20 protein-coding genes are annotated in these 19,438 nt (G+C 61.0%); 8 read left to right on the top strand and 12 right to left on the bottom strand.

The features are described from left to right. Positions 1-32 precede the first annotated feature (32 nt). Positions 33-746: a hypothetical protein gene (locus DWU99_RS19850; RefSeq protein WP_115479827.1), complete on the bottom strand. Its 714-nt coding sequence runs from the start codon at positions 744-746 to the stop codon at positions 33-35. Between the two features lie 288 nt (positions 747-1,034). On the opposite strand from DWU99_RS19850, the gene DWU99_RS19845 reads away from it, so the two are divergent. Continuing rightward, complete coding sequence (locus tag DWU99_RS19845; RefSeq protein ID WP_115479826.1) at positions 1,035-1,913, top strand: helix-turn-helix domain-containing protein; 879 nt, start codon at positions 1,035-1,037, stop codon at positions 1,911-1,913. A gap of 23 nt (positions 1,914-1,936) precedes the next feature. Here DWU99_RS19845 and DWU99_RS19840 read toward each other — a convergent pair whose 3' ends face one another. Both DWU99_RS19840 and DWU99_RS21060 read right to left on the bottom strand, forming a co-directional pair. Then, the gene (locus DWU99_RS19840; protein WP_115479825.1) at positions 1,937-2,722 is read right to left on the bottom strand and encodes a restriction endonuclease; all 786 of its coding nucleotides are present in this window, start codon (positions 2,720-2,722) and stop codon (positions 1,937-1,939) included. A 449-nt stretch (positions 2,723-3,171) separates the two neighbouring features. After that, positions 3,172-3,327 carry a hypothetical protein gene (locus tag DWU99_RS21060; protein WP_158543376.1) on the bottom strand — a complete coding sequence of 52 codons (156 nt, stop codon included), beginning with the start codon at positions 3,325-3,327 and terminating at the stop codon, positions 3,172-3,174. Positions 3,328-3,686: 359 nt separating this feature from the next. Here DWU99_RS21060 and DWU99_RS19835 point away from each other — a divergent pair, with 359 nt between their 5' ends. Continuing rightward, on the top strand, positions 3,687-4,604 hold the full coding sequence (locus tag DWU99_RS19835) for an SPFH domain-containing protein (RefSeq protein WP_115479824.1): 918 nt from the start codon (positions 3,687-3,689) through the stop codon (positions 4,602-4,604). An 84-nt stretch (positions 4,605-4,688) separates the two neighbouring features. Here the strand turns inward: DWU99_RS19835 and DWU99_RS19830 are convergent, their stop codons facing one another. Further along, positions 4,689-6,485 (bottom strand): tetratricopeptide repeat-containing diguanylate cyclase, encoded by a 1,797-nt coding sequence (locus tag DWU99_RS19830; RefSeq protein WP_158543374.1) that lies wholly within the window; start codon positions 6,483-6,485, stop codon positions 4,689-4,691. Positions 6,486-6,539: 54 nt separating this feature from the next. Beyond that, positions 6,540-6,845, bottom strand: coding sequence for a hypothetical protein (locus tag DWU99_RS19825; protein WP_147292982.1), 306 nt, complete (start codon positions 6,843-6,845; stop codon positions 6,540-6,542). A gap of 395 nt (positions 6,846-7,240) precedes the next feature. Here DWU99_RS19825 and DWU99_RS19820 point away from each other — a divergent pair, with 395 nt between their 5' ends. The 4 genes from DWU99_RS19820 to DWU99_RS19805 all read left to right on the top strand — a co-directional run bounded on the left by DWU99_RS19820 (position 7,241) and on the right by DWU99_RS19805 (position 10,075). After that, positions 7,241-7,504: a DksA/TraR family C4-type zinc finger protein gene (locus tag DWU99_RS19820; protein ID WP_115479821.1), complete on the top strand. Its 264-nt coding sequence runs from the start codon at positions 7,241-7,243 to the stop codon at positions 7,502-7,504. Positions 7,505-7,624: 120 nt separating this feature from the next. Continuing rightward, the gene (locus tag DWU99_RS19815; protein ID WP_115479820.1) at positions 7,625-7,939 is read left to right on the top strand and encodes a hypothetical protein; all 315 of its coding nucleotides are present in this window, start codon (positions 7,625-7,627) and stop codon (positions 7,937-7,939) included. A gap of 101 nt (positions 7,940-8,040) precedes the next feature. After that, positions 8,041-8,856, top strand: a complete 816-nt coding sequence (locus DWU99_RS19810) for a creatininase family protein (RefSeq protein ID WP_115479819.1) — start codon at positions 8,041-8,043, stop codon at positions 8,854-8,856. 55 nt (positions 8,857-8,911) lie between these two features. Then, a complete protein-coding gene (locus tag DWU99_RS19805; RefSeq protein ID WP_233511229.1) occupies positions 8,912-10,075 on the top strand; it encodes a YncE family protein in 1,164 nt (387 codons plus the stop codon). A 63-nt stretch (positions 10,076-10,138) separates the two neighbouring features. Here the strand turns inward: DWU99_RS19805 and DWU99_RS19800 are convergent, their stop codons facing one another. Both DWU99_RS19800 and DWU99_RS19795 read right to left on the bottom strand, forming a co-directional pair. After that, positions 10,139-12,118 (bottom strand): ferritin-like domain-containing protein, encoded by a 1,980-nt coding sequence (locus tag DWU99_RS19800; RefSeq protein WP_115479817.1) that lies wholly within the window; start codon positions 12,116-12,118, stop codon positions 10,139-10,141. A gap of 139 nt (positions 12,119-12,257) precedes the next feature. Next, the gene (locus DWU99_RS19795) at positions 12,258-13,022 is read right to left on the bottom strand and encodes an SDR family NAD(P)-dependent oxidoreductase (protein WP_115479816.1); all 765 of its coding nucleotides are present in this window, start codon (positions 13,020-13,022) and stop codon (positions 12,258-12,260) included. Positions 13,023-13,152: 130 nt separating this feature from the next. Here DWU99_RS19795 and DWU99_RS19790 point away from each other — a divergent pair, with 130 nt between their 5' ends. Together DWU99_RS19790 and DWU99_RS19785 are read left to right on the top strand one after the other, a co-directional pair. Next, complete coding sequence (locus DWU99_RS19790; protein ID WP_115479815.1) at positions 13,153-14,058, top strand: LysR family transcriptional regulator; 906 nt, start codon at positions 13,153-13,155, stop codon at positions 14,056-14,058. Between the two features lie 139 nt (positions 14,059-14,197). Next, positions 14,198-15,649 (top strand): alkaline phosphatase family protein, encoded by a 1,452-nt coding sequence (locus tag DWU99_RS19785; protein WP_115479814.1) that lies wholly within the window; start codon positions 14,198-14,200, stop codon positions 15,647-15,649. 14 nt (positions 15,650-15,663) lie between these two features. Here DWU99_RS19785 and DWU99_RS19780 read toward each other — a convergent pair whose 3' ends face one another. From DWU99_RS19780 to DWU99_RS19760, 5 genes are all read right to left on the bottom strand, one after another. Next, positions 15,664-16,398: a 2OG-Fe dioxygenase family protein gene (locus tag DWU99_RS19780; protein WP_115479813.1), complete on the bottom strand. Its 735-nt coding sequence runs from the start codon at positions 16,396-16,398 to the stop codon at positions 15,664-15,666. A gap of 131 nt (positions 16,399-16,529) precedes the next feature. After that, a complete protein-coding gene (locus DWU99_RS19775; protein ID WP_115479812.1) occupies positions 16,530-16,928 on the bottom strand; it encodes an ExbD/TolR family protein in 399 nt (132 codons plus the stop codon). 122 nt (positions 16,929-17,050) lie between these two features. After that, positions 17,051-17,911, bottom strand: coding sequence for an alpha/beta fold hydrolase (locus DWU99_RS19770; RefSeq protein ID WP_115479811.1), 861 nt, complete (start codon positions 17,909-17,911; stop codon positions 17,051-17,053). Positions 17,912-18,102: 191 nt separating this feature from the next. Further along, complete coding sequence (locus tag DWU99_RS19765; RefSeq protein WP_115479810.1) at positions 18,103-18,642, bottom strand: Spy/CpxP family protein refolding chaperone; 540 nt, start codon at positions 18,640-18,642, stop codon at positions 18,103-18,105. A 63-nt stretch (positions 18,643-18,705) separates the two neighbouring features. Next, positions 18,706-19,062 (bottom strand): hypothetical protein, encoded by a 357-nt coding sequence (locus tag DWU99_RS19760; RefSeq protein ID WP_147292981.1) that lies wholly within the window; start codon positions 19,060-19,062, stop codon positions 18,706-18,708. Between the last annotated feature and the right edge of the window lie 376 nt (positions 19,063-19,438).

The raw sequence follows: 19,438 nt of genomic DNA, 5'->3' as shown, positions 1-19,438 counted from the left end.
CTGTCGCAGCGCCACGGGGCGCACGCGTTCCGCTACTCAATCGTCAAGTAGTAGGTGAACGTATTCATCATCATGCCCATGTTGGTCGTCGTGCTCACGATGGTGTGCACGCCGGGCGACAAGGGTTTGAACATCAGGAACCAGCCGTTGGTGACTATCTCTTGATAGTTGCCCGTGATGCACGGATCGAAGTTCGCCTGCAGGCTGAGGTCGCCCTTGATCGCGTTCAGGCTGTCGGAGATGTAGTGATAGTCGACCGCGTCATGGATCGGTTTGCCGTCCAGCGTCACGCTGACGGTGACGTTCGAGAAGTAGGTTTCGCTGTTGGTATACAGAAAGTCGTACAGCGACTGACCGGGCGCCGGGCCGAAAGTCGGATCGGGGCAAGGCCACGTGTCGGCGACCCAGCCCACCTGGAACAGGATCGATTTGTCGTGCGGGATCGTGCACGAACGCGTATAGCTGCCGGGCGTGGGTGCAAAAATCGGCGCGACATACCAGACCGGGCCTGACTGGCCTACGCCGCAATACTCGCCCGTCGGATCGAAGTAAGGATTCTGGCTGTACGGTTCCTGGTAAATCCACTGCATCGACAAGTTGGCCCAACCGTTGATGGTTCTGCCGTACGGATGTGAATATTTTGCATACACCATGGAGTCGCCGTGATCGGCCGACAGCGGATCCGCGGCGCTTGCGGCCGCGACGGCGCAGCATGTTGCAAGCAATGTGCAGAGTGTTTTCAGCATGGGATCCTCCATATCGCGTAAGTTGCGTAACACATCGGTGTGGGGAGGGCGCAGCATTCATGCCGGAGCCTTCCGGGGAAGGCTGAAGCTTCGGGCAAGCTCATCGTGCGCGCTTCCAGAAACTTGCCTGTTTGCGGCAAAGCGCGTGGCCGGTGATGTCGCGTTGCGCGGCTATCACAACCAGCGCTGCGTCGCTTCCAGAAACGTGCTTTAAACGGCACATCCGGTTGCGGAGGGCAGGGCGTATGATCGAAGCGGGGACGCGGGCGCTCGTGTGGAGCAAGGCCTATGTCGATCATGCGGACAGTGCTGCAGTCGCCGCACTTCAAAGTGATCAGTCATGTGTGCAAGCAGCCGCGAGTCGATTGCGGCGTGGTCGCGGGCGATGAGCCTGCGCATCTCATCTTTACCCGATGCGGTTCGTTTTTGGTGCATGTCGGCGGCAAGGTGTGGTGCGCGCGTCCGGGACAGGCGATCCTGGTGCGCAAGAACGTCGAATATTTCGCTTCGCATCCGGTACCCGACAGCTGCGACCTCTGCACCGATGTGCTGATCGATGACGAGGTGTTGGACATGCTCGGCAAAACGGTCGCGACAAAGCAGCCCTGTCAGGTATTCCGCCATGACCTTCGATTCCAGATGACGCACGTGGAAATGTTTCGCGGCATTTTGCAGGACGAGGATGCCGGCGACGCAGAGGAGGTGCTGCTGGACATACTCGCCTACCTGATGCATGGGCGGACGCCGGACGATGCGGACCTGCATGACCCGAGGATTGCGCACCAGGTCGCGCGCGTCGAGGAGGCCATCATCGGTCATGCAGGAGAAAACGTGGGCGTGGATGCATTGGCGAAGTTGGCCGGTTGCTCGCCGTTTCACCTGTGTCGGATCTTCCGCCGGAGTACCGGGCAATCGTTGCGACAGTTCCGTTTGCAGCAACGCCTCGGAACGGCACTGGGCCGCCTGGGCGGCGGCGAAATGGATCTCGCCGCGCTCGCCTGCGATATGGGCTTCAACAGCCACAGCCACATGACCGATGCGTTTCGCCAGGTGCTGGGCATGTCGCCGCGAGAGGTGCGCGAAGACATGCGACAAAGCAATCTGCAAGTCGTGAAGAGAAGGCTGCAGACGCAGCTGGGCAGCAAGCGCTACGCAGGCTTGAACTGAGGCGGTTTCGATCCGCTCGAGGCTTACGCGACGCGCGAACTACGGCACGCGGGGTAAGCCGAACAGCCCCAGAATGTTTTTCCCGATCTGCGGTTGGCCCGTTGCACCATCGGGCGGCCGCAGGTGGGACACAGGGGTTCCAATCCCGGCAACGGTTCGGGGTTCTGGATCAGTTTGTATCGGGAGGGCGTGGTCCGCTGGACATCGCGCACCATCTCCAGCAATGCGTTGCCGTGGATCAGCTCGATCGGCTTGCCATGCACAAACAGGCGCGCGTCATCGGTGTAGTTGCCGATGGCGACGATTTTCACGGCGTCGGCATGATGGTGGGCGAGCAGTCCGTACATCTCGCGCACCACTCGCACATCCACCAGCTTGGTGCGCCATTGCTTGCATTGCACCAGCGTCATGGCGCCGTCCTTGAGAAGGATCAGGTCGACGCCACCATCGGCGCCGCCAAGCCCGGTTTCCTTCACGGCATAACCCTGACGCCGGAAGGCTTCGCCCACCAGCAATTCGAATTCGCGCCAGTCGATGGCGCGCAGGCTGTTGAGCCCGGTCTGGGTCTCGAGCAATTGCGAGCGCCGGCGGCTATCCATGTAGGAGATCAACGCGGCAGCCCAGCACATGCCCAGCAGCAACGAGGCGACGGCGGCGCCCAAGCCCTGGCCGAGCTGTTGTCCCAAGGCCTGGCCCACCGGACCGCCGAGCGTCGACAACGACCAGGCGAGCAGGTAACGCACGCTGACGTAACCCACAATGCCCAGCACGATGCCTGCCTGCCAGGGCAACCGGGACACCACTTCCATGCTGCTGTCTTTCCGCCTGGTCACCGCTCCCCCTCAAGCGCCGGATGACTTGCGGGCACCTGTTGGCGTTGCCCGCTTCTGTAGTCTTAAAGCATGAATTAAGCCAAGGGCGCCGTCGGCCGCATGCTTGCGCGTCATGCCAATCCCGACAGCGGCTTACCGAAGGTTCGACAACTGTGATTGAACTCACACTTTTAAACGGGGTGCTGAGGAGAGGCACTTCGTTGAAAAGAGCTGACTCATTGGGTCACATCACCCTGTCGTTCCCGCCGGTTCCGGGAGGCTCGCGCAGGTACCGTCGGATGGTTTTCTGCGCCGAGCATTATCTGTTTTGATCGGTCTAAATTCTTCGTGTCTCACGGTACGGCGGAGGCGGTTCTGATGCCCTTGCATCAACGAGCCGTCGCCACTGCTCCGAACAAAGGCAAAGCCGTCGCTCGCCGAACCGATCAGCTGGCGTTGCTCACGCTTGCCGCAACCGTGGCGTCGTTGCCGGCAACGGCCGACACGGTGATCTTTGCGGTGAGCATGGAACCTACCGTCAGCACGCAGATCAGGAAGGAAGCGACGAAAAGGCTTTTCAGCAGCAGGGTCTCGAGTTTCATGGCGGTTCTCCGGGTTTGAGTCATGAGGCTTTCAAGAGATAGATGGCAAACCCTGTGCCAAGGGTTTAAACGTCCCGAAACCTGCATGGCTGCGCCATTTCCGCATGCCGCAGCATGAAGAAGAGGCTGTCCGCGGACGATATGCACCGTTGTCCGGACACGATCCGGACAACGCATCCGCCTGGTCATGTTTGCCGCGTCGATGGGCCGACGCAGCAACGACTGGCTATGATGTCGCTATGGGGGAACGGCCTGATGCCCATAAGGGCATGCAAAACCTCTTTGCTATTCGCGCTGATCGCGTCTTTGCGGCCGGTGCGGCACGCCATGTTCGACGCAAACCGTAATGGAGACGACTTATGCTCAGCTTACCGCCCAAGGATCCGCGTGGTTTCCTCGGTCGCTTCGGTGTCGGGGGCCTGCTTATCGCGGCCCTGGTTGTGATGTTCCTCTACAGCAGCGTCTTTGTCGTGTCGCCCAGCGAGGAGGCCGGGACGCGCTGGATGGGCGGTACGCCGATGACGTCCGCGCCGCTTACCACCGGCGTGCATTTCAAGGTGCCTTTCTTTGAATCGGTCGATCGCCTGCAGACGAGTCGTTCGATATACACGCTCAACGGCCTGGATGTGTATACCAACGACAACCAGAAGGTCACGATCGACGTCAGCCTGATCTATCAGATTCCAAGCTCGGCGGTGATGAATCTGCTTTATCACGTGGGGCGCGCCGGTTCGGTGGATATCGAATCCACGATTCTTCCGGTGGTAAGGGATCGTGCGCTGGCAGCGTTCGCGCAATACAACACGCTGACCATTTCCGATCAGCGCGCGCAGATCACCGCACAGATGCGCAAGGACATCAGCGAGGCCTTGCAGCGGCTCTTCAACGTCGACGTGGTCGACGTGCAGCTGGTGGGCATCCACTACTCGCCTGTGTTCGATCAATCGATCGAAGAGGCCGTGCGCGCCAAGAACCTTGCCGTGCAGGCGGAAAATACGGTGGCTCAGAAGAAATACGAGGGCGAGCAGAAAACCGTTACCGCCAATGCGGAAGCCACCGCGGCCGTGGAGCGCGCCAACGGCGAAGCGCAGGCCACCGTGTTGCAGGCGCAGGCGCAGGCCAAGGCGATCGAGACAGTCGGCGAGGCGCTCAAGAGCAATCCGGAGTATTCGCATTTCTACGGGTTGCAGCACTGGAACGGCGTGCTTCCGCAAGTCGTGGGGGCAGGTTCGATACCGATGATCGATCTGAACAAAGGCCAGGACGTGGCCAAGTGATCGGGTAAGCGGGGATCTTGGATGGGTGCCTCGTCCAGCAGGGTGAGGCGCCCGCGCCGACGGGTTATGCCGCAGCCGGCCGCGTCAAGCTGCCGGATCGGTGCACTGTCCGCCATCGTCCGTGCTGTCTTTCCTGTCTTGCGATGAGCCGTGAGCGGCCGGCACGCTGTCGCCGATATTCATGACGACGCGATTCCGCCCATGTCGCTTGGCGCGATACAGCGCATCGTCCGCGGCAACCAGCAGCCGGCGCAAATCGTAACTGTGGTGTTCGGTGGAGGCGATGCCGAAGCTTGCGGATATCACAAGTGGCACGGAGTCTCCGTCCGGCGTCGCGTTGATCGCCTGGCGAATTTCCTCGGCGCGATCCAGTGCTTTGGATGGCGTGCATTCGGGAAGCAGGATGCCGAATTCCTCGCCGCCGAGGCGGCCAAACACATCACAGGAATGCAGGTAACGTTGGCAGGTCGCCACGGCTTGTTTCAAGACGTGATCGCCGACGATATGGCCGTGCGTGTCGTTGATCTGCTTGAAGTGATCCATGTCGATCAGGATCAGGCACGCGCCGCGCAACGACTTGGCGGCATAGCGCAGTGACTGCTCGGCTTCGTCGACGAAATGCTGCCGGTTGAAGATTCCCGTCAGGCCGTCTCTTCGGGCCAGTCGCATGAAACGCAGCTGGGAACGCTTGAGGCGATACAGCCAGAAGGCGATCGACGCGAGGATGGTCAGGAGCAGGGCGATATAAAGCCTGCTGGTTTCGACCTGTTTCAGGTCGAGCGCCTGTTGCAGCTGCAGAATCTGATTCTGCTTGTTCAGTGTTTCGAGCTGTATCTTCTTCGCTTCGACCTGTTGCCTGACGATCTGGTACGCCAGCGCTTTTTCACGCGTGTCGTCGAGATGGCTCTTGTCGACCTCCATGTATTTCTCGTGATACGCAAGTGCATCGCGCATGTCGCCTTTCTGTTGCTCGATCTGGAAAAGCAACTGGTAGGCCACGCTCAGCGGCTGGGTGAAATTGCTTTTCACAGCGATATCAGCGGTATCCAGCGCATATTTTTCCGCGCGCCTGATGTCGTTGGTTTTCCAGTACGCCTGTGCGAGCAGTGCGTCGTATTCCGAAGTCAGGTCGAGGTATTGATAGCTCACGACGTGGGGATAGCGGTTCACCAGCAAGGCAATGGCGTCGTTGATCTTGCCTTGCTGCATGGCAAAGCTCGCCATGTCGCGCCGGATCGAATCGGCGGGAATACCCTCCCCGACCTTGTCGCACGTGTCGATGGCGTTCTGGGATTGCGCTTCATCGACAGGCGTCGTACCGCGCAGGAATTCGGCATGCACTTTGAGGAATTTGCCGATGCAACCGTTCCTGCCCTGAGGATAGTCGGCGATTATCTGGTCGGCATAGGTGGAGGCAAGATCGTATTGGCCTGCCTGGATCAGCAATTGCGAGGACTCCGCCAGGACTTGGAAGCGCGCGTCCTTGTGGGTGATGTTCGGGAGGTTGTCCATCGCCTGGTCCAGCAGGCCAAACGCTTCTTGGTAGCGATGCTCGATACCCAGGAGATTGATCAGGGTCGCGGTGGCACGCATCCTGAAGTCGATGTCGGGCGCTCCGTCAATGACGTCCCGCAGCTCCGGCTTGGCTTTTTCTATGTCGCCGACATACCCGGTTTCCCATGCGTTGAGATAACGCAGGTACCACTGTTGCTCGTTCGACAAACCCGCCGTCGTTTGGTTGAGCTGTTTCAGCAGGTTGGTGAAGCCATCGTGATCGGACGTCTTGATGCTGTCGGCGAGTGCGAGCAGCGCGGCTGGATCGCCGGGCTGTGGTGTGGTGCCGGCTGACACCACGCCCGCAAACAGGCCAAGGAGCAGCACGGCTCCTCCCAGGCATTTCCGGCGCCGCTTGCCGGGGTCGTTCATCGCCTCGAATTATGCGTGCTGGAGCAAGGAGGTCGGCGATGAGAGGCGTTGACCGTTCGGTTCGTGCTTGTCGTCACCTTCATCTTCTTCACCCTCGTCCTCGTCGCCTTCTTCGTCCGGCGGGGTCTGCATCGCGAAAAGCGGACGCAGTCGCAATAATGCCTGCAGTTTCGCGGCATCCTTCGCAAGAATGGCCGAGCGTTCGGGGGCTGCTATATCGGCCTGTACCAGTGCTAGTTCCAACTCGTTCTCGGAAGCGTGGCGCCAATGCGCCTCGCTGCCCATTCGTTCAAGAAAATCGATAACGCTCGACATCCAACTTCCCCCTATCTCCTGGATTGCTGCAACGGCTTGACGGGCGAGTTATGTCCTGTCTCTCCCCGGGAACGGCCGTTGGCGAATGATATCTTGCCTTTGGTGCGCCCATGGATCGCAGCCGTGGCATTGCGCTCGTTCGCTGCAGAATATTACGCATAACTCATGGACGAGGGGCAAGTTATTGCTGCGAACTCCGTGTGCAAGGCTTGGGCAAATACGCGCCTGTCGAGATCGCCGATCAGGGGCAAACCCATTGCCATCAAGGTCCTTCAGCGCGATGCCGGCACGAGCCCTGGCCCCGGAGGTAAACTTGGCACGGGTGGCTTCCGACTCCATATATCGGGGCGAGGCGTTTGAGCCATCAGGTTCATGGCAAGGTTCAGGAGGTTTCCATGGCGACTGGTTGGGCCGGCGACGGTGCAGTTCAGGACCAGATCGATGCCACGGTCAACGATGCGGTCCAGCGCGCGCGTGGCCAGTTGAAGAAAGGTCCCGGCCTGACGCATTGCGAGGAATGCGACGCGCCTATTCCCGCCGCGCGGCGCAAGGCAGTGCCTGGCGTGCGCCTGTGCGTGAAATGCCAGGCGGCCGAGGACGCCGAGCGTAGCGCCGGCCTCTACAACCGCCGGGGCAGCAAGGACAGCCAGCTTCGCTGAACGGGATGGCCACCGCGCAACCCGCTGCGTGCATGCGGATGTCATAAACATTTCAATGACAGAGCCGTATGGCGCTTGGTGTTAGGCTCCGAGCCATCCCCCAAGACCAAGGAGCCCTCCATGGACGTCAGCTTCAACAACTGGGGCGAGGCGGTGGCGTTTCTCTCCGAGCGCACGGACATGGCGCTGGAAGGGTTGATGGCGCTGAGCGCTCAGCAGATGGTCGACCAGCAGGTGATCGCTGCGTTGGTGGCTTCGCATTCCCATCTGCATATGGCGGCCGATACCTGGCGGCACCTGGCCTCCGCCACCTTGCCGATCACGCACGTCCGCAGCTTGCAGAACGATCAACCCGAATCCGTGCGCATAGCGTATTCGGAGCGTGTAGCCTACTGGGAAGGGATCTTTCGAAAAGCCTTGCCTGAGAACAAATGAGGCAAAACAAGGGCAGTGCACCCGCAGAAGGTGCGGCGACGGGATTGGCGTGTAACCATATTGCGTCGATGTTTTCCTGATCGTCCTGCAAGGCCCCGATAATGCGCCCCATCTTCCGACGTGTTCTTGCGTCCGCCGCGTTGCTTTTTGTCGCTAATGTCTCGTTCGCGCAGGCTCCGCAAACTGTAGTGCTGCAAAACCTCACCTGGACCGAACTGCGAGATCAGATTCACGCAGGCAAGACCACCGTCATTATTCCCATCGGCGGCACCGAGCAAAGTGGCCCATTTGTCGCAGTGGGCAAGCACAACGTGCGCGCCGAATACCTCGCGCAGAAGATCGCGCAGCAATTGGGCAATGCGCTGGTTGCGCCGGTCGTGGCGTATGTTCCGGAAGGCGGTTATGCGCCGCCGACGTCGCACATGCGCTTTCCCGGCACGATCACCATTCCCGACGATGTCTTCGAAAAAATGCTCGAGTCGGCCGCGAACAGTTTTGCGGTGCACGGCTTTCGCAACGTCGTCTTTCTCGGCGATCACGGCGGCTATCAGAAGGACCTGAAGCTGGTGGTGGCCCACCTCAACAAGACCTGGGCAGGCACTGGCGCGCGCGCGATCCTGCCGGAGGCGTACTACGCCACCGCATCGGATGGCTACGCGCAGATCTTGCGCCAGCACGGTTATCGCGACGACGAAATCGGCACGCATGCAGGGCTGGCGGATACATCGCTGCAGCTTGCGGTGGCGCCTGAGATGGTGCGATTGAGCGCACTACGCAGCAGCCCCAAGCTGGGTGCGGCCGATGGTGTGTACGGCGGCGATCCGCGCCGTTCCAGCACGGAACTGGGGCAGTTGGGGGTGGATGCTATAGTTTCGCGCACGGTCGACGCCATTCGGAAGGATGCAGCGGGGCGGTGACGTCGTCGCGGACATAACTCGTTTTGTTGTCTTGTCTCTGATACAGGAATTAGCTGTGAAATTCGAACGTTTTGGACGTCTTGCTTCGCACATCGGCGCTGCCCTGATCGGCGTGTGCGTCACCACCGCTGCGGTAGCGCAAACGGTAACGACCGTTCCCGGCATGCCGCCGGTCACGAACCCCGGCAACATGTACAGCAATGCCGGCTACAACAACTTCAGCCCGGCCGTCGCCGGCGCGCTGCAGCGCATCTATGTTCCCAACCTGCGTTCGAACGACGTCTACGTCATCGATCCGACCACCTTCCAGGTCGTGGGCAAATTTCCGGTAGGCCGCAGCCCGCAGCACGTGGTGCCGTCGTGGGATCTGCAGACGCTGTGGGTCACCAATAACGCCGAAGGCCACAACGACGGCAGCCTGACTCCGATCGATCCGAAGACCGGCAAGCCGGGCAAGGAAGTGATGGTCGACGATCCGTACAACATGTACTTCACGCCGAACGGCAAGGAAGCCATCGTGGTGGCCGAGGCGCATGCGCGCCTGGATTTCCGCGATGCGCACACCATGGCGCTGAAGTCGGCGCTACAGGTGCCCGAATGCAAGGGCATCAATCACGCCGATTTCTCGATCGACGGCAAGTACGCGATCTTCACCTGCGAATTCGGCGGCAAGGTTGCCAAGATCGACATGGTGAACCAGAAAGTCGTGGGCTATCTGGAACTGCACAAGGGCGGCATGCCGCAGGACATTCGCGTGTCGCCGGACGGCAAGGTGTTCTACGTCGCCGACATGATGGCCAACGGCGTGTACCTGGTCGATGGCGACAGCTTCAAGCAGATCGGCTTCATCAAGACCGGCATCGGCACGCATGGTATGTACCCCAGCCGCGACGCGACCAAGCTCTACGTGGCCAATCGTGGTTCCAACAAGGTGCACGGCCCGCGCAACGGTCCGGGCAGCGTTTCGGTGATTGATTTCGCCACGCGCAAGGTCGTCGCCAACTGGCCGATTCCGGGCGGCGGCAGTCCCGACATGGGTAACGTCACGGCCGACGGCAAGTGGTTGTGGCTGTCGGGTCGCTTCGACGACGTCGTGTATGCCTTCGACACGGCGACCGGCAAGGTGAAGATCATCAAGGTCGGCATGGAGCCGCACGGTCTCGCCGTATGGCCGCAGCCGGGCCGCTATTCGCTGGGCCACACCGGCATCATGCGCTGAGCAACCTTGCCAAGAGCGAGGCAGCCGTACTGACTGCCTCGCTCCTTGCGCACGTTGCAGTATTCAATCTGCAATAAATCCGACTATCGCGTGGCTGCCGTCGCAGAACGGCTTGGTCTTGCTATGTCCACAGCGGCACAGAAGGGTGCTGGTGACACGTGTGACCATGCGGCCTGTTCCGCTGGTGATTTCCAGGTTGCCGCGCACTCTCAATGGCCCGTTGGTCTGCGGATCGATCTGCAGCGGGCCGTCGCGCGTGTCCAAGGTTTCGGGCGATGCTGATGTGAGTGGTTCGCCGGTGGCGTTGAAGCCTATGTCGTGGTGCGAGCCGTCGCAGAAAGGTTTGTTCTTCGAGGCACCGCAGCGGCACAAGGTTGCGCGGAAGCCTGCCGATGCGCCGTTGAGGCGCAAGTCGCCGCGAAATCCGTAAGGCCCCGCTTCGCGTGTGGAGACGAGGTTGACGGGCGGCGCCGATTCATCAGGACGACCGTCGCGCCGTTTGTAGCGAATGGCGCCGGAAGGGCAGGCGTGCGCGATATCGGCGAGCCGTTCCACGTCCATCGCATCGGGGTGAATCCATGGCCCCTGCACATTCGCGAGAAAAACGTTCGGCGCGCCTGTCACGCAGAAGCGTGCGTGGATGCATCGCTTCGCATCGAACAGCAGCGTGATTTTTTCGCCGTCGACTTCTTCGATGCCATCTTGCGTGGAGGTTGGCGCCGGCGGTTGAACGGCAATCGGTGCGGGAGGCGCGAACGTTCCCAGCACAGGGGACGGCGGAGGGCGCGAAAGATCGAATCCCTGCTTCGCGGTTTGCAAAAGCTTTGCAAAGATCGTCGCGGCTGCAACCGTGCGTGCGTCTTCGGGTTCCTGCATGCGTACTGCCGCGTCGGCCAACTGTTCGATGCGTTCGATGAAGAACCGGCGCGCGGCCGGGCCGGGCGGCAAGGCAGCGGTGTCGCGCAGCGTGATGAACGATACGCCAGCGTGACACGAGGGATTCGACGGACCGGCCGGCAATCGCGCAGCGCGTTCCGCCAAGGGAACCAGCGCGTGCATCAGGCCGATGGCCAGATCCAGCGACACGGATTTGTCCGGGTCCTTCGTCGTTACCGCGTAGGTGTACGCAAGCAATCGTTGCATCAATCCATAAGCGCTGTTGGCCAGATCGACCGTGGCGATGGCCCTGGGATCTTCAATCCACACACGGCCTTCCGGTCGTGGCGGACGGCGCAGCACCGGATTCGTCGCGGCTGGAAAAGCCGGCGCGAAAGAAGGATCGGCAGCCAGCATGGCCTGATATTCCGAACGGATCGACGCGAATTTCTGGTAGTGCGAACCTTCGACGCTGTGCTGCGCGCCTTCGCCTTGCAAAATGATAGCGTTGAAAGCGGCGAGTGCGGTCTTCAGGCAGATGACGCGCTTGGCACCACCAAGCACGACTTCGGTTTCGCATACCTGCAAGCCGGGGTTCCCGCACAAGGCGCCGGCTTCTCCGTGCGTTTCGACCAATCTTCGCAAACCGACGCCGAGCAGTTGGTAGAAATCGCCGACCGTGTCGTAGTTCAAACCGTGAGGCGTAAGACGCGGACCATCGGCGCCGCGGACAAAGTGGCGCTCGGGCTCGAAGCCCGCGCCGTCGGGTTCGTCGGAGTCGGCAGGTCGTTCCAGATAAATGAAATGCTGCAACGTCGCCATGTTGAACGGCGCCAACTTCACCACGACGCCCGCCGGAAGGTATCCCGGATCGAGCGGAAAGTTCGAGCGTCCGACGCGCGGCGCACCGCCCAGCGCGACCGTGATGTTCCACACCGCCGTGAGATGCCCCATCTCTTCCGTTGCGATCTGCATGATGAGACGGCGCCAGCGCGTGACCGCCTCCAGTTGCTCCGGTGTCAGTCCTTCTTCCACCGACGACTTCAACGAGAACGCCGCGTAGAGATAGGTGCACATCAGGCAGTGTTCGAGTTCCGCAGCCTCATACAGGGCGTGCAATGCCTGCTCGCGGCTGGGCGCGGAATGGGCGGGGGTGTAGCTGACCACGGCTGGTTCTCCAGAAAGATGGTTTCAGCAAGACACTCAAGGTACACCGATTGAAGCGGGCTGCGAATGGGTTACTAGATATGACAACGTCTGCGCAACCGCTTGTGTTGCGCAGACGTCGATGTCACGGCGATGACGTTCAGATGAACATGCCGCCGGACGCTTCGATGCGCTGGCCGTTGATCCAGCGGCTTTCCTTCGACAGCAACGATGCCACCGCACCGCCGATGTCGTCAGGCTTGCCGACACGGCCAAGCGCGGTCTGCGAGGCGATGTAAGCGTTCACGTCGGCGTTGTCGCGCACGAGGCCACCGCCGAAATCGGTTTCGATCGCGCCCGGCGCCAGCGTGTTGACGGCAATGCCGCGCGCACCCAATTCCTTGGCGAGATAGCGTGTGAGTACTTCGATGGCGCCTTTCATCGATGCGTAGGCCGCATAGCCGGGCAGGGCAAAGCGCGCCAGTCCGGTAGATACGTTCACGATGCGGCCGCCGTCGGCGATCAACGGGAGCAAGGTCTGCGTCAGGAAGAATGCTCCCTTGAAGTGAATGTTCACGAGTTCGTCGAACTGCGCCTCGGTGGTCTCGGCGAAACTCGCATGTATGCCGATGCCGGCGTTATTGACGAGATAGTCGAAGCTATCGCGCTGCCAGTGCTGCTGCAGCGTTTGGCGCAACTGCCCGGCGAACGCCTTGAAGGTCGCTGCCTTGCCCACGTCCAGCTGCAGGGCGGCCGCGCGGCGGCCGAGCTTTTCGATGGCCGCGACCACCGCCCGGGCCTCGGCCTGGTTGGAGCGGTAGGTCAGCACCACGTCGGTGCCTTGTTCGGCCAGTTTCAGGGCCATGCTTTTGCCGAGGCCACGGCTGCCGCCTGTGATCAGGGCGATGGGAGTCTGCGTGCTCATGGGGTGTCTCCGTCTAAGTGGATGAAACCAACCTGGTCAGCATATTGATCTATACGGATCGCATAAATCGGCGGATCATGAGATGTGTGTTCGTAAATCATGAACAATGATCGGGCCAGCGGGGAGATTCATGAATCGGATCGATGCCATGCATGTCTACGCGCGGGTAGCCGAAATGGCCAGCTTTACCAAGGCGGCCGACAGTCTGGGCCTGCCCAAGGCGAGCGCTTCCACGGCTGTGCAGCAGTTGGAAGCGGAGCTGGGAACACAGCTGCTGCACCGAACCACCCGCAAGGTGCAGATGACCCAGGACGGAGAGCGTTTCTACGAACGCTGCAAGACGCTGCTGGCCGATCTGGACGAACTCGACGCCATGTTCCAGCGCGCACCGCAGTCCTTGCGGGGACGTTTGCGTGTGGACATGAACAGTCGCGTTGCGCGTTCCCAGGTCATTCCGCGATTGCCGGAGTTTCTGCGCGAACATCCGCACATCGAAGTGGAGCTGAGCTGCACGGACCGCCGCGTGGACGTGGTCGGCGAAGGCTTCGATTGCGTGGTGCGCGTGGGTACGCTGGAAGACTCCAACTTGGTGGCGCGGCCGCTTGGGCAATTTCAAATCGTCAATTGCGCCAGTCCTGACTATCTGGAGGCACACGGCACGCCTCGCGAGTTAAGCGACCTGGTCAATCACAAGATGATTCATTACGTATCGACACTCGGCCAACGACCGCCGGGTTTTGAATATCTCGATGGCGCCGTATGTCGGTATGTACCGATGGGAGGCGTGTTTACCGTCAATAGCATTGAGGCTTACGAAACAGGCTGTCTTGCCGGATTAGGCATCATTCAAACGCCGCAGCCGGGCGTATTGCAGCTCATCGAGCATGGCGAGCTGGTCGAAGTGCTGCCGCAATACCGGGCCGAGCCGATGCCGGTGTCGCTGCTCTACGCGCAGCGGCGCAATGTCTCCGCGCGCGTACAGGTTTTCATGGATTGGTTGGCGGAGATCCTGACGCCTTACCTGGAAACCGCATGAGGAGCGCCCAACGCGCATGCGTTGCTGAAACTGTCACAGTGACCGGCTAGGTTGTGGTTCTGCAACGACGTTGATGAAACCACCACGTTCGTCGTGGCGAAATAGCACTCCGATCTTCGCAAACGCAGGGTAGCCGGACATGTCCACCACAAGTCATTCGCTGTCGGCCATCAATCACATCGTCGTGCTGATGCTGGAGAACCGCTCGTTCGATCACATGCTCGGTTTTCTTTATGCCGATGCGGGCAACGTTTCGCCCGCGGGGCAGGCATTCGAAGGTTTGACGGGCACCGAATCGAACCCCAGTTCCAGCGGCGGCGATTCCGTTACGGTATTCAAGATCCAGCCCGGTACCACCAGCACGTATTTCATGCCGGGCGCCGACCCGGGCGAGGGCTACACCGCGACCAATTCGCAACTGTTCGGCAGCAACACGGCTCCGACGCCGCCGGTTGCCACGAACAAGGGATTCATCGCCAACTTTGCCTACACGCTGGGCTGGGAAGGCAAGGAGAACGAATCGATTCTTGCCGGCACGGTCGCCAACGACATCATGGGCATGCATACGCCGGCGACCTTGCCGGTGATGTCCGCCCTGGCGCGCGGCTTTGCGGTGTGCGACTACTGGTACGGATCGGCACCGACGGAAACGCTGCCCAATCGCGCCTTCGTGCACGCGGCCACGTCGCAGGGTCACATGGACGACAAGACCAAGACGTTCACCGCGCCCACCATTTATGCGTCGCTGACGAAGCAGAACGTCAGCTGGGCGATTTATGGCTACGACGCCGATCCGCTGACACGCATGACCTTCACCGACATCTCCAGTCTCGCGGACAGCTACTTCGGAAAGTTCACCGATTTCCAGGCGGCCGCGGCGAACGGCACATTGCCCAACTATACGTTTCTCGAGCCGAGCTGGGGCTCGAAGGGCAACAGCCAGCATCCCAATTACGACGTGGCGCTGGGCGAGCAGTTCATCCACGATGTTTACTACGCGCTGCGCAACAGTCCGTTGTGGAACCAGACATTGCTGATCGTCACCTATGACGAGCACGGCGGTTGCTACGACCATGTGCCGCCACCCACCCATGCGGTGCCACCGGATGCGTCCGCAGGCGAGTACGGATTCGACTTCAAGCGTTTCGGTCCGCGTGTTCCCACGTTGCTGATATCGCCGCTGATTCCTGCCGGAACGGTGTTCCGCGTGCCGGCGGGTAGCATGCCGTTCGATCACACCTCGATTCTCAAGACGATTCAGCAGCGCTGGAATGTGCCTGCGCTGACCGCGCGCGACGCGGCGGCCCCCGATGTCGGCGCCGCGCTCAGCCTCGCGACGCCGCGTACCGACGACCCGTTGGCCGGCGTGACGGTGCCGGCATCGACGGGCACGAATCCCGCGGCGAATCGTCCTTCGCATCTGCAGGAAGTGTATGCCGACCTGGTGTCGCGCCTGCCGGTGCCGGATGCCGAGCTAGGCACGCATCGCCCGCAGCCCAAGCTCGAAACAGGCTACGACTACGACAGTTACATCCAGGAACGATTGGCTGCGTGGAAGGCCAGTCGCCAGTCTGCGGCAACAAAGCGGTAACGGTCGAAGCCGTATCAGGGTTTTGCCCGAAACGTCACCACCAGCACGTCGCGATGTGCGGGTTCCGTGGAAACCAGCGGCGTCACGGACGTCACGCCATGGAACACGCGCGGATCGTGAATGAGCGCCGCATCGAGCGGATGGGTGAGGGTGAAATCGCCCAGGAGTTTTCCATCCGGCGTGTGGATGGTGGTCGTGCCGCTGGCGATGTTGTGCCTGTCGATCAGCAGTACGAGCACGAAATCCACGCCATCGCGATGACTGCCTTCCGGCGTGGGTTCGCCTGCCGCATCTTTGTTCGCTTCGATGCGGAACTGGTGCACTTCCACGTGCCATTGCGCGACGGAAGGCGCCAGCGATCCGAAAAAGGTATGGCAGAAGGTCAGGATGGTTTGCAGGCTGGCGCCATTCGCCACGGATGGCTCGATGGGGTCGAACCAGCGCTGGATGTCGCCTTGCAGTGCGTTGTACTGCAGAGCCTGGTAGTGCGGTTGATGCGGCGCAAGCGCGATGGCGCCGTCTGCCGCGGCGGTGAACGTGGCGTGCCGGCGGCGTCGGAAACGCCCTTTGGCGGCGAGATAGGGATCAGGCCCAAGTCGGTTCCAGCTGTCTGAAAAGGCGGGCCAGTCGGAAAGGTCGCCGGAGGATTGCAGCAGCGGTCGCATGGTATCGGCGGTGACGAACGAAAAACCGTCGCGCTGCACGTCGGCCGATAGCGCGGAAGCCAGGGTATGGGAATGTTCTTGCATAAGGTGATTATACGATCGACCGTCCACGGTCACGCTGTCCGCAGCGGCGTATTGTCGAGATGGCACGAGGACACGATGTGGCAAGAAAAGGGCGCCACACGGGTGGCGCCCTCCGATGGTGACGCGACGCTCTACTCGCCAAGCATGTCGATTCGGGCGAGACCCTGTGCTTTCGCCTTCGCCAGTACGCGTGCGACAGCATCATAGGCGACACCATCCGCGGCATCGATCTGCAGCGCCGGCTGCGTGGCTTGTGCCGCGGCAACGCTCAGTTGCACGCTCAGCTGGTTCTGGTTGATCGGTGTGTCGTTCCAATACATCTCGCCGTCCTGGTGAATGGAAAGATGGATCGGTTTCGGCGGGTCGGGCATCGGCGTCGACGAGGACTGCGGAAGATCCATCGTCGTTTTGTGCGTAACGATCGGTGAGGTGATCATGAAAATGATCAGCAGCACCAGCAGTACGTCAACAAGCGGCGTCACGTTGATCTGTGCGATCACGTCACGAGAAACACGTGCAGAGAAAGCCATGATTCTTCCTCCCAGTGCAGTGCATGATGTCGATGTCGGTACGCCCGGCAGGTGTGATGGGGAACCGGGCGAGGCCAGCTTAGCGCTGGGTCGCGCCGAAAGACAATGCGTCCATGAGGTGGCTATCCCTCGACAAGAGTGCGGGCAATCGCGTCGAAGTGATTGCACAAGGTCGAAAGATGCGCATCGCGCGGGTAGACGGTGAGCAGGGCCGTTGGCAGGCTGGTCAGCGCTTCGCGTATCAGGGCAATGGGGACGTTGACGTCCTTCGCGCCATGGAAGACATGCAGAGACATCTGGATGTCCTGCAGTCGGATTCCCAGGGGATGCACATACATGCGCATGTCCCATGCAGGTCCTTTCGTGCCTTGCCGCAGGGACTCGCGCAAGGCGTAGCCGAATGCTTCATACCGTCCCGGGCTTTCGAAGGCCTCGTAATCGGCCGGCGGCAAGTGGCGTTTCAGCTGGGAAAGGTCGCCGTTGACGCCGGTGCCGACGCTTCTTAGCCATAGGGACAGCAGCAGCGGTGCCCGTCTGGCGAGCGTCCAGGTCAGTCGATTCACGAAGGGCATCGCGGCAAGCGTGCGGGGATCGTCCATGCGCCATGCGCCGGAAACGATGGCGACGCTGTGCAGCCGTTCGGGAATCCTGGCTGCGCAGGCAACCGCATAGATGCCTCCGCCCGAGTTTCCCAGCACCGAAAACTTGCCGATACCCAGTGCATCGGCGAGTGCGGCGACGTCGATCGGCCAATCGGAAAAACTGCGATGTCGCTGGAAACTCGATCGGCCCATGCCCGGCCTGTCGGGCGCGATGATGCGCAGGCCGAGCCTTGAAAACTCGGCATCCCCGATCAGCAGCGGTTCCAGCCGCGACGATGGCGTGCCGTGGAAGTAGAGAACCGGGTGGCCTTCCGGCGCACCGAACTCGGCAAATGTCATGACCCTGCCATCGGCAAGCAAGACATTGCCTTCGGTCGCCATGCTCGCCCTCCCGTGGTGGCCTCTGGTTCTAATGCAGTCGCGTGACTGGATTTTGCACTGTCATCATCGCCCATAAACAGGACAAGCGTCCCGATTTTCCGTCCTAAAGCGAAGAGGCCAGAAGCGGAGCCGGGCAAGCGCCGGTTGCTTCTGGCCTCCTTGTGTTGTCGACGATGCCCGAAGGCGGAAGATCACGTACCCGAAGTTGTCGCCGAAGAGGATGCGCTGGCAGGCTTTGCGGCGTGCTTGCGTGGCATCGAATGCGGGTGTGCTGCCCGGTTATGGAACATGTCGTCGGCAATCTGCTTCTGATCCGGAGACAGTGCGGCGTACAACGCACTCCATGCCGACGACAGTTTCTGCATGTCATCGGCGTGCATCTGGGCAAGTTCCGCGTAGGACTTCATGACGTCGTCGGCATTCATCGTCGACATCTTCTGCGAGCGGTCGTGAAAGGCACTGGCCGCCTTGGTGGCATTGTCGCGCATGGTTTGTGCGTAAGCGTTCCATTGCGTGGACTGTGCATCGGTGATCTTCAACTGCGTATGCATATCGTTGATGCGCTGTTCGACGGCATCGGCACGGCGCTCCGCATGGGTCTTGGCGGCAGGTGCCGCAGCGGATGACGCCGACGCCGGTGCGGTGGATCCCTCTTGCGCGAACACCGCACCCGCGAACATGGCCAACGACAACACGACGGGTACGGCAGTCTTGCGAATAGTGTTTTTCATGATGGGTGGCTCCAATTCATGACTGCAATTCGATGACGGTCCGTGAGGGACGCGAGGCGACGTTCAATACCCGTTGGGCGGCGGCGGATTGTTATCGTCGTAATACACCACGCCCGGCGGCGGTGGCGGCGGTGCCGCGGTGTAGACGACGCCCGGCGGCGGTTGTGCCGCGTTGGCCGCCGAGTTGGCGATGACGGCTCCGGCTACGACCCCAAGCAATGCTCCGGCAACGAGTGCGCCGCCATCGCCGCCGCCGCGACGGCGGTCGTGATAACGGGGCGGAGGCGGAGGTGGGCGGCGATAATCGTGGCCGGGGCGATAGTACTGCGCCTGTACCGGGAACGAAGGCGCGACGGCAGCAATTGCAAAAGCCGCCATGGCGAGTTGTCTGTACAACGGAATTCGAGAGGTGCGAGTCATCAACTTACCCTCCTCAATTTGAAACGGTTGGCGCATGCATCGGGCCAGCCGCGAATGCTTGCGAGAATGGATGTCCCGTTGGCGACCGAGGCGTTGGCCACAACATCTGGCATGCCACCACCTATCGCCGTGGCCCGAGTCTATGACAAATCGTGTGTAGGTTTATTCAAGGCAGCGCACAGTGTAGGGATTGGTTCATGCAGCTGAAGCGCAGGACTCGAATCATGCGGTGTCCGTCTGTGCATGCCATGTAAAAGAGCCTGTCCGGGCAATAGCTGGCGCTTGAAACCGGTCGCAGAGCCGAGGTCCGGGACGCCACGGAATGCTTCATATTTCATCGGTAAGATAGCGCGCACCCATCATCGCCGGTGCCGGC

Source organism: Dyella psychrodurans (genome assembly GCF_003363265.1).
GTDB lineage: Bacteria > Pseudomonadota > Gammaproteobacteria > Xanthomonadales > Rhodanobacteraceae > Dyella_B > Dyella_B psychrodurans.
This window is presented reverse-complemented; position numbering and strand designations above follow the sequence as displayed.

Excerpts from the sequence above, each read along its gene's own strand:
- DWU99_RS19850 (WP_115479827.1), bottom strand. The coding sequence starts at position 746 with ATGCTGAAAACACTCTGCACATTGCTTGCAACATGCTGCGCCGTCGCG.
- DWU99_RS19845 (WP_115479826.1), top strand. The coding sequence starts at position 1,035 with ATGTCGATCATGCGGACAGTGCTGCAGTCGCCGCACTTCAAAGTGATC.
- DWU99_RS19840 (WP_115479825.1), bottom strand. The coding sequence starts at position 2,722 with ATGGAAGTGGTGTCCCGGTTGCCCTGGCAGGCAGGCATCGTGCTGGGC.
- DWU99_RS21060 (WP_158543376.1), bottom strand. The coding sequence starts at position 3,327 with ATGAAACTCGAGACCCTGCTGCTGAAAAGCCTTTTCGTCGCTTCCTTC.
- DWU99_RS19835 (WP_115479824.1), top strand. The coding sequence starts at position 3,687 with ATGCTCAGCTTACCGCCCAAGGATCCGCGTGGTTTCCTCGGTCGCTTC.
- DWU99_RS19825 (WP_147292982.1), bottom strand. The coding sequence starts at position 6,845 with ATGTCGAGCGTTATCGATTTTCTTGAACGAATGGGCAGCGAGGCGCAT.
- DWU99_RS19820 (WP_115479821.1), top strand. The coding sequence starts at position 7,241 with ATGGCGACTGGTTGGGCCGGCGACGGTGCAGTTCAGGACCAGATCGAT.
- DWU99_RS19815 (WP_115479820.1), top strand. The coding sequence starts at position 7,625 with ATGGACGTCAGCTTCAACAACTGGGGCGAGGCGGTGGCGTTTCTCTCC.
- DWU99_RS19810 (WP_115479819.1), top strand. The coding sequence starts at position 8,041 with ATGCGCCCCATCTTCCGACGTGTTCTTGCGTCCGCCGCGTTGCTTTTT.
- DWU99_RS19795 (WP_115479816.1), bottom strand. The coding sequence starts at position 13,022 with ATGAGCACGCAGACTCCCATCGCCCTGATCACAGGCGGCAGCCGTGGC.
- DWU99_RS19790 (WP_115479815.1), top strand. The coding sequence starts at position 13,153 with ATGAATCGGATCGATGCCATGCATGTCTACGCGCGGGTAGCCGAAATG.
- DWU99_RS19785 (WP_115479814.1), top strand. The coding sequence starts at position 14,198 with ATGTCCACCACAAGTCATTCGCTGTCGGCCATCAATCACATCGTCGTG.
- DWU99_RS19780 (WP_115479813.1), bottom strand. The coding sequence starts at position 16,398 with ATGCAAGAACATTCCCATACCCTGGCTTCCGCGCTATCGGCCGACGTG.
- DWU99_RS19775 (WP_115479812.1), bottom strand. The coding sequence starts at position 16,928 with ATGGCTTTCTCTGCACGTGTTTCTCGTGACGTGATCGCACAGATCAAC.
- DWU99_RS19770 (WP_115479811.1), bottom strand. The coding sequence starts at position 17,911 with ATGGCGACCGAAGGCAATGTCTTGCTTGCCGATGGCAGGGTCATGACA.
- DWU99_RS19765 (WP_115479810.1), bottom strand. The coding sequence starts at position 18,642 with ATGAAAAACACTATTCGCAAGACTGCCGTACCCGTCGTGTTGTCGTTG.
- DWU99_RS19760 (WP_147292981.1), bottom strand. The coding sequence starts at position 19,062 with ATGACTCGCACCTCTCGAATTCCGTTGTACAGACAACTCGCCATGGCG.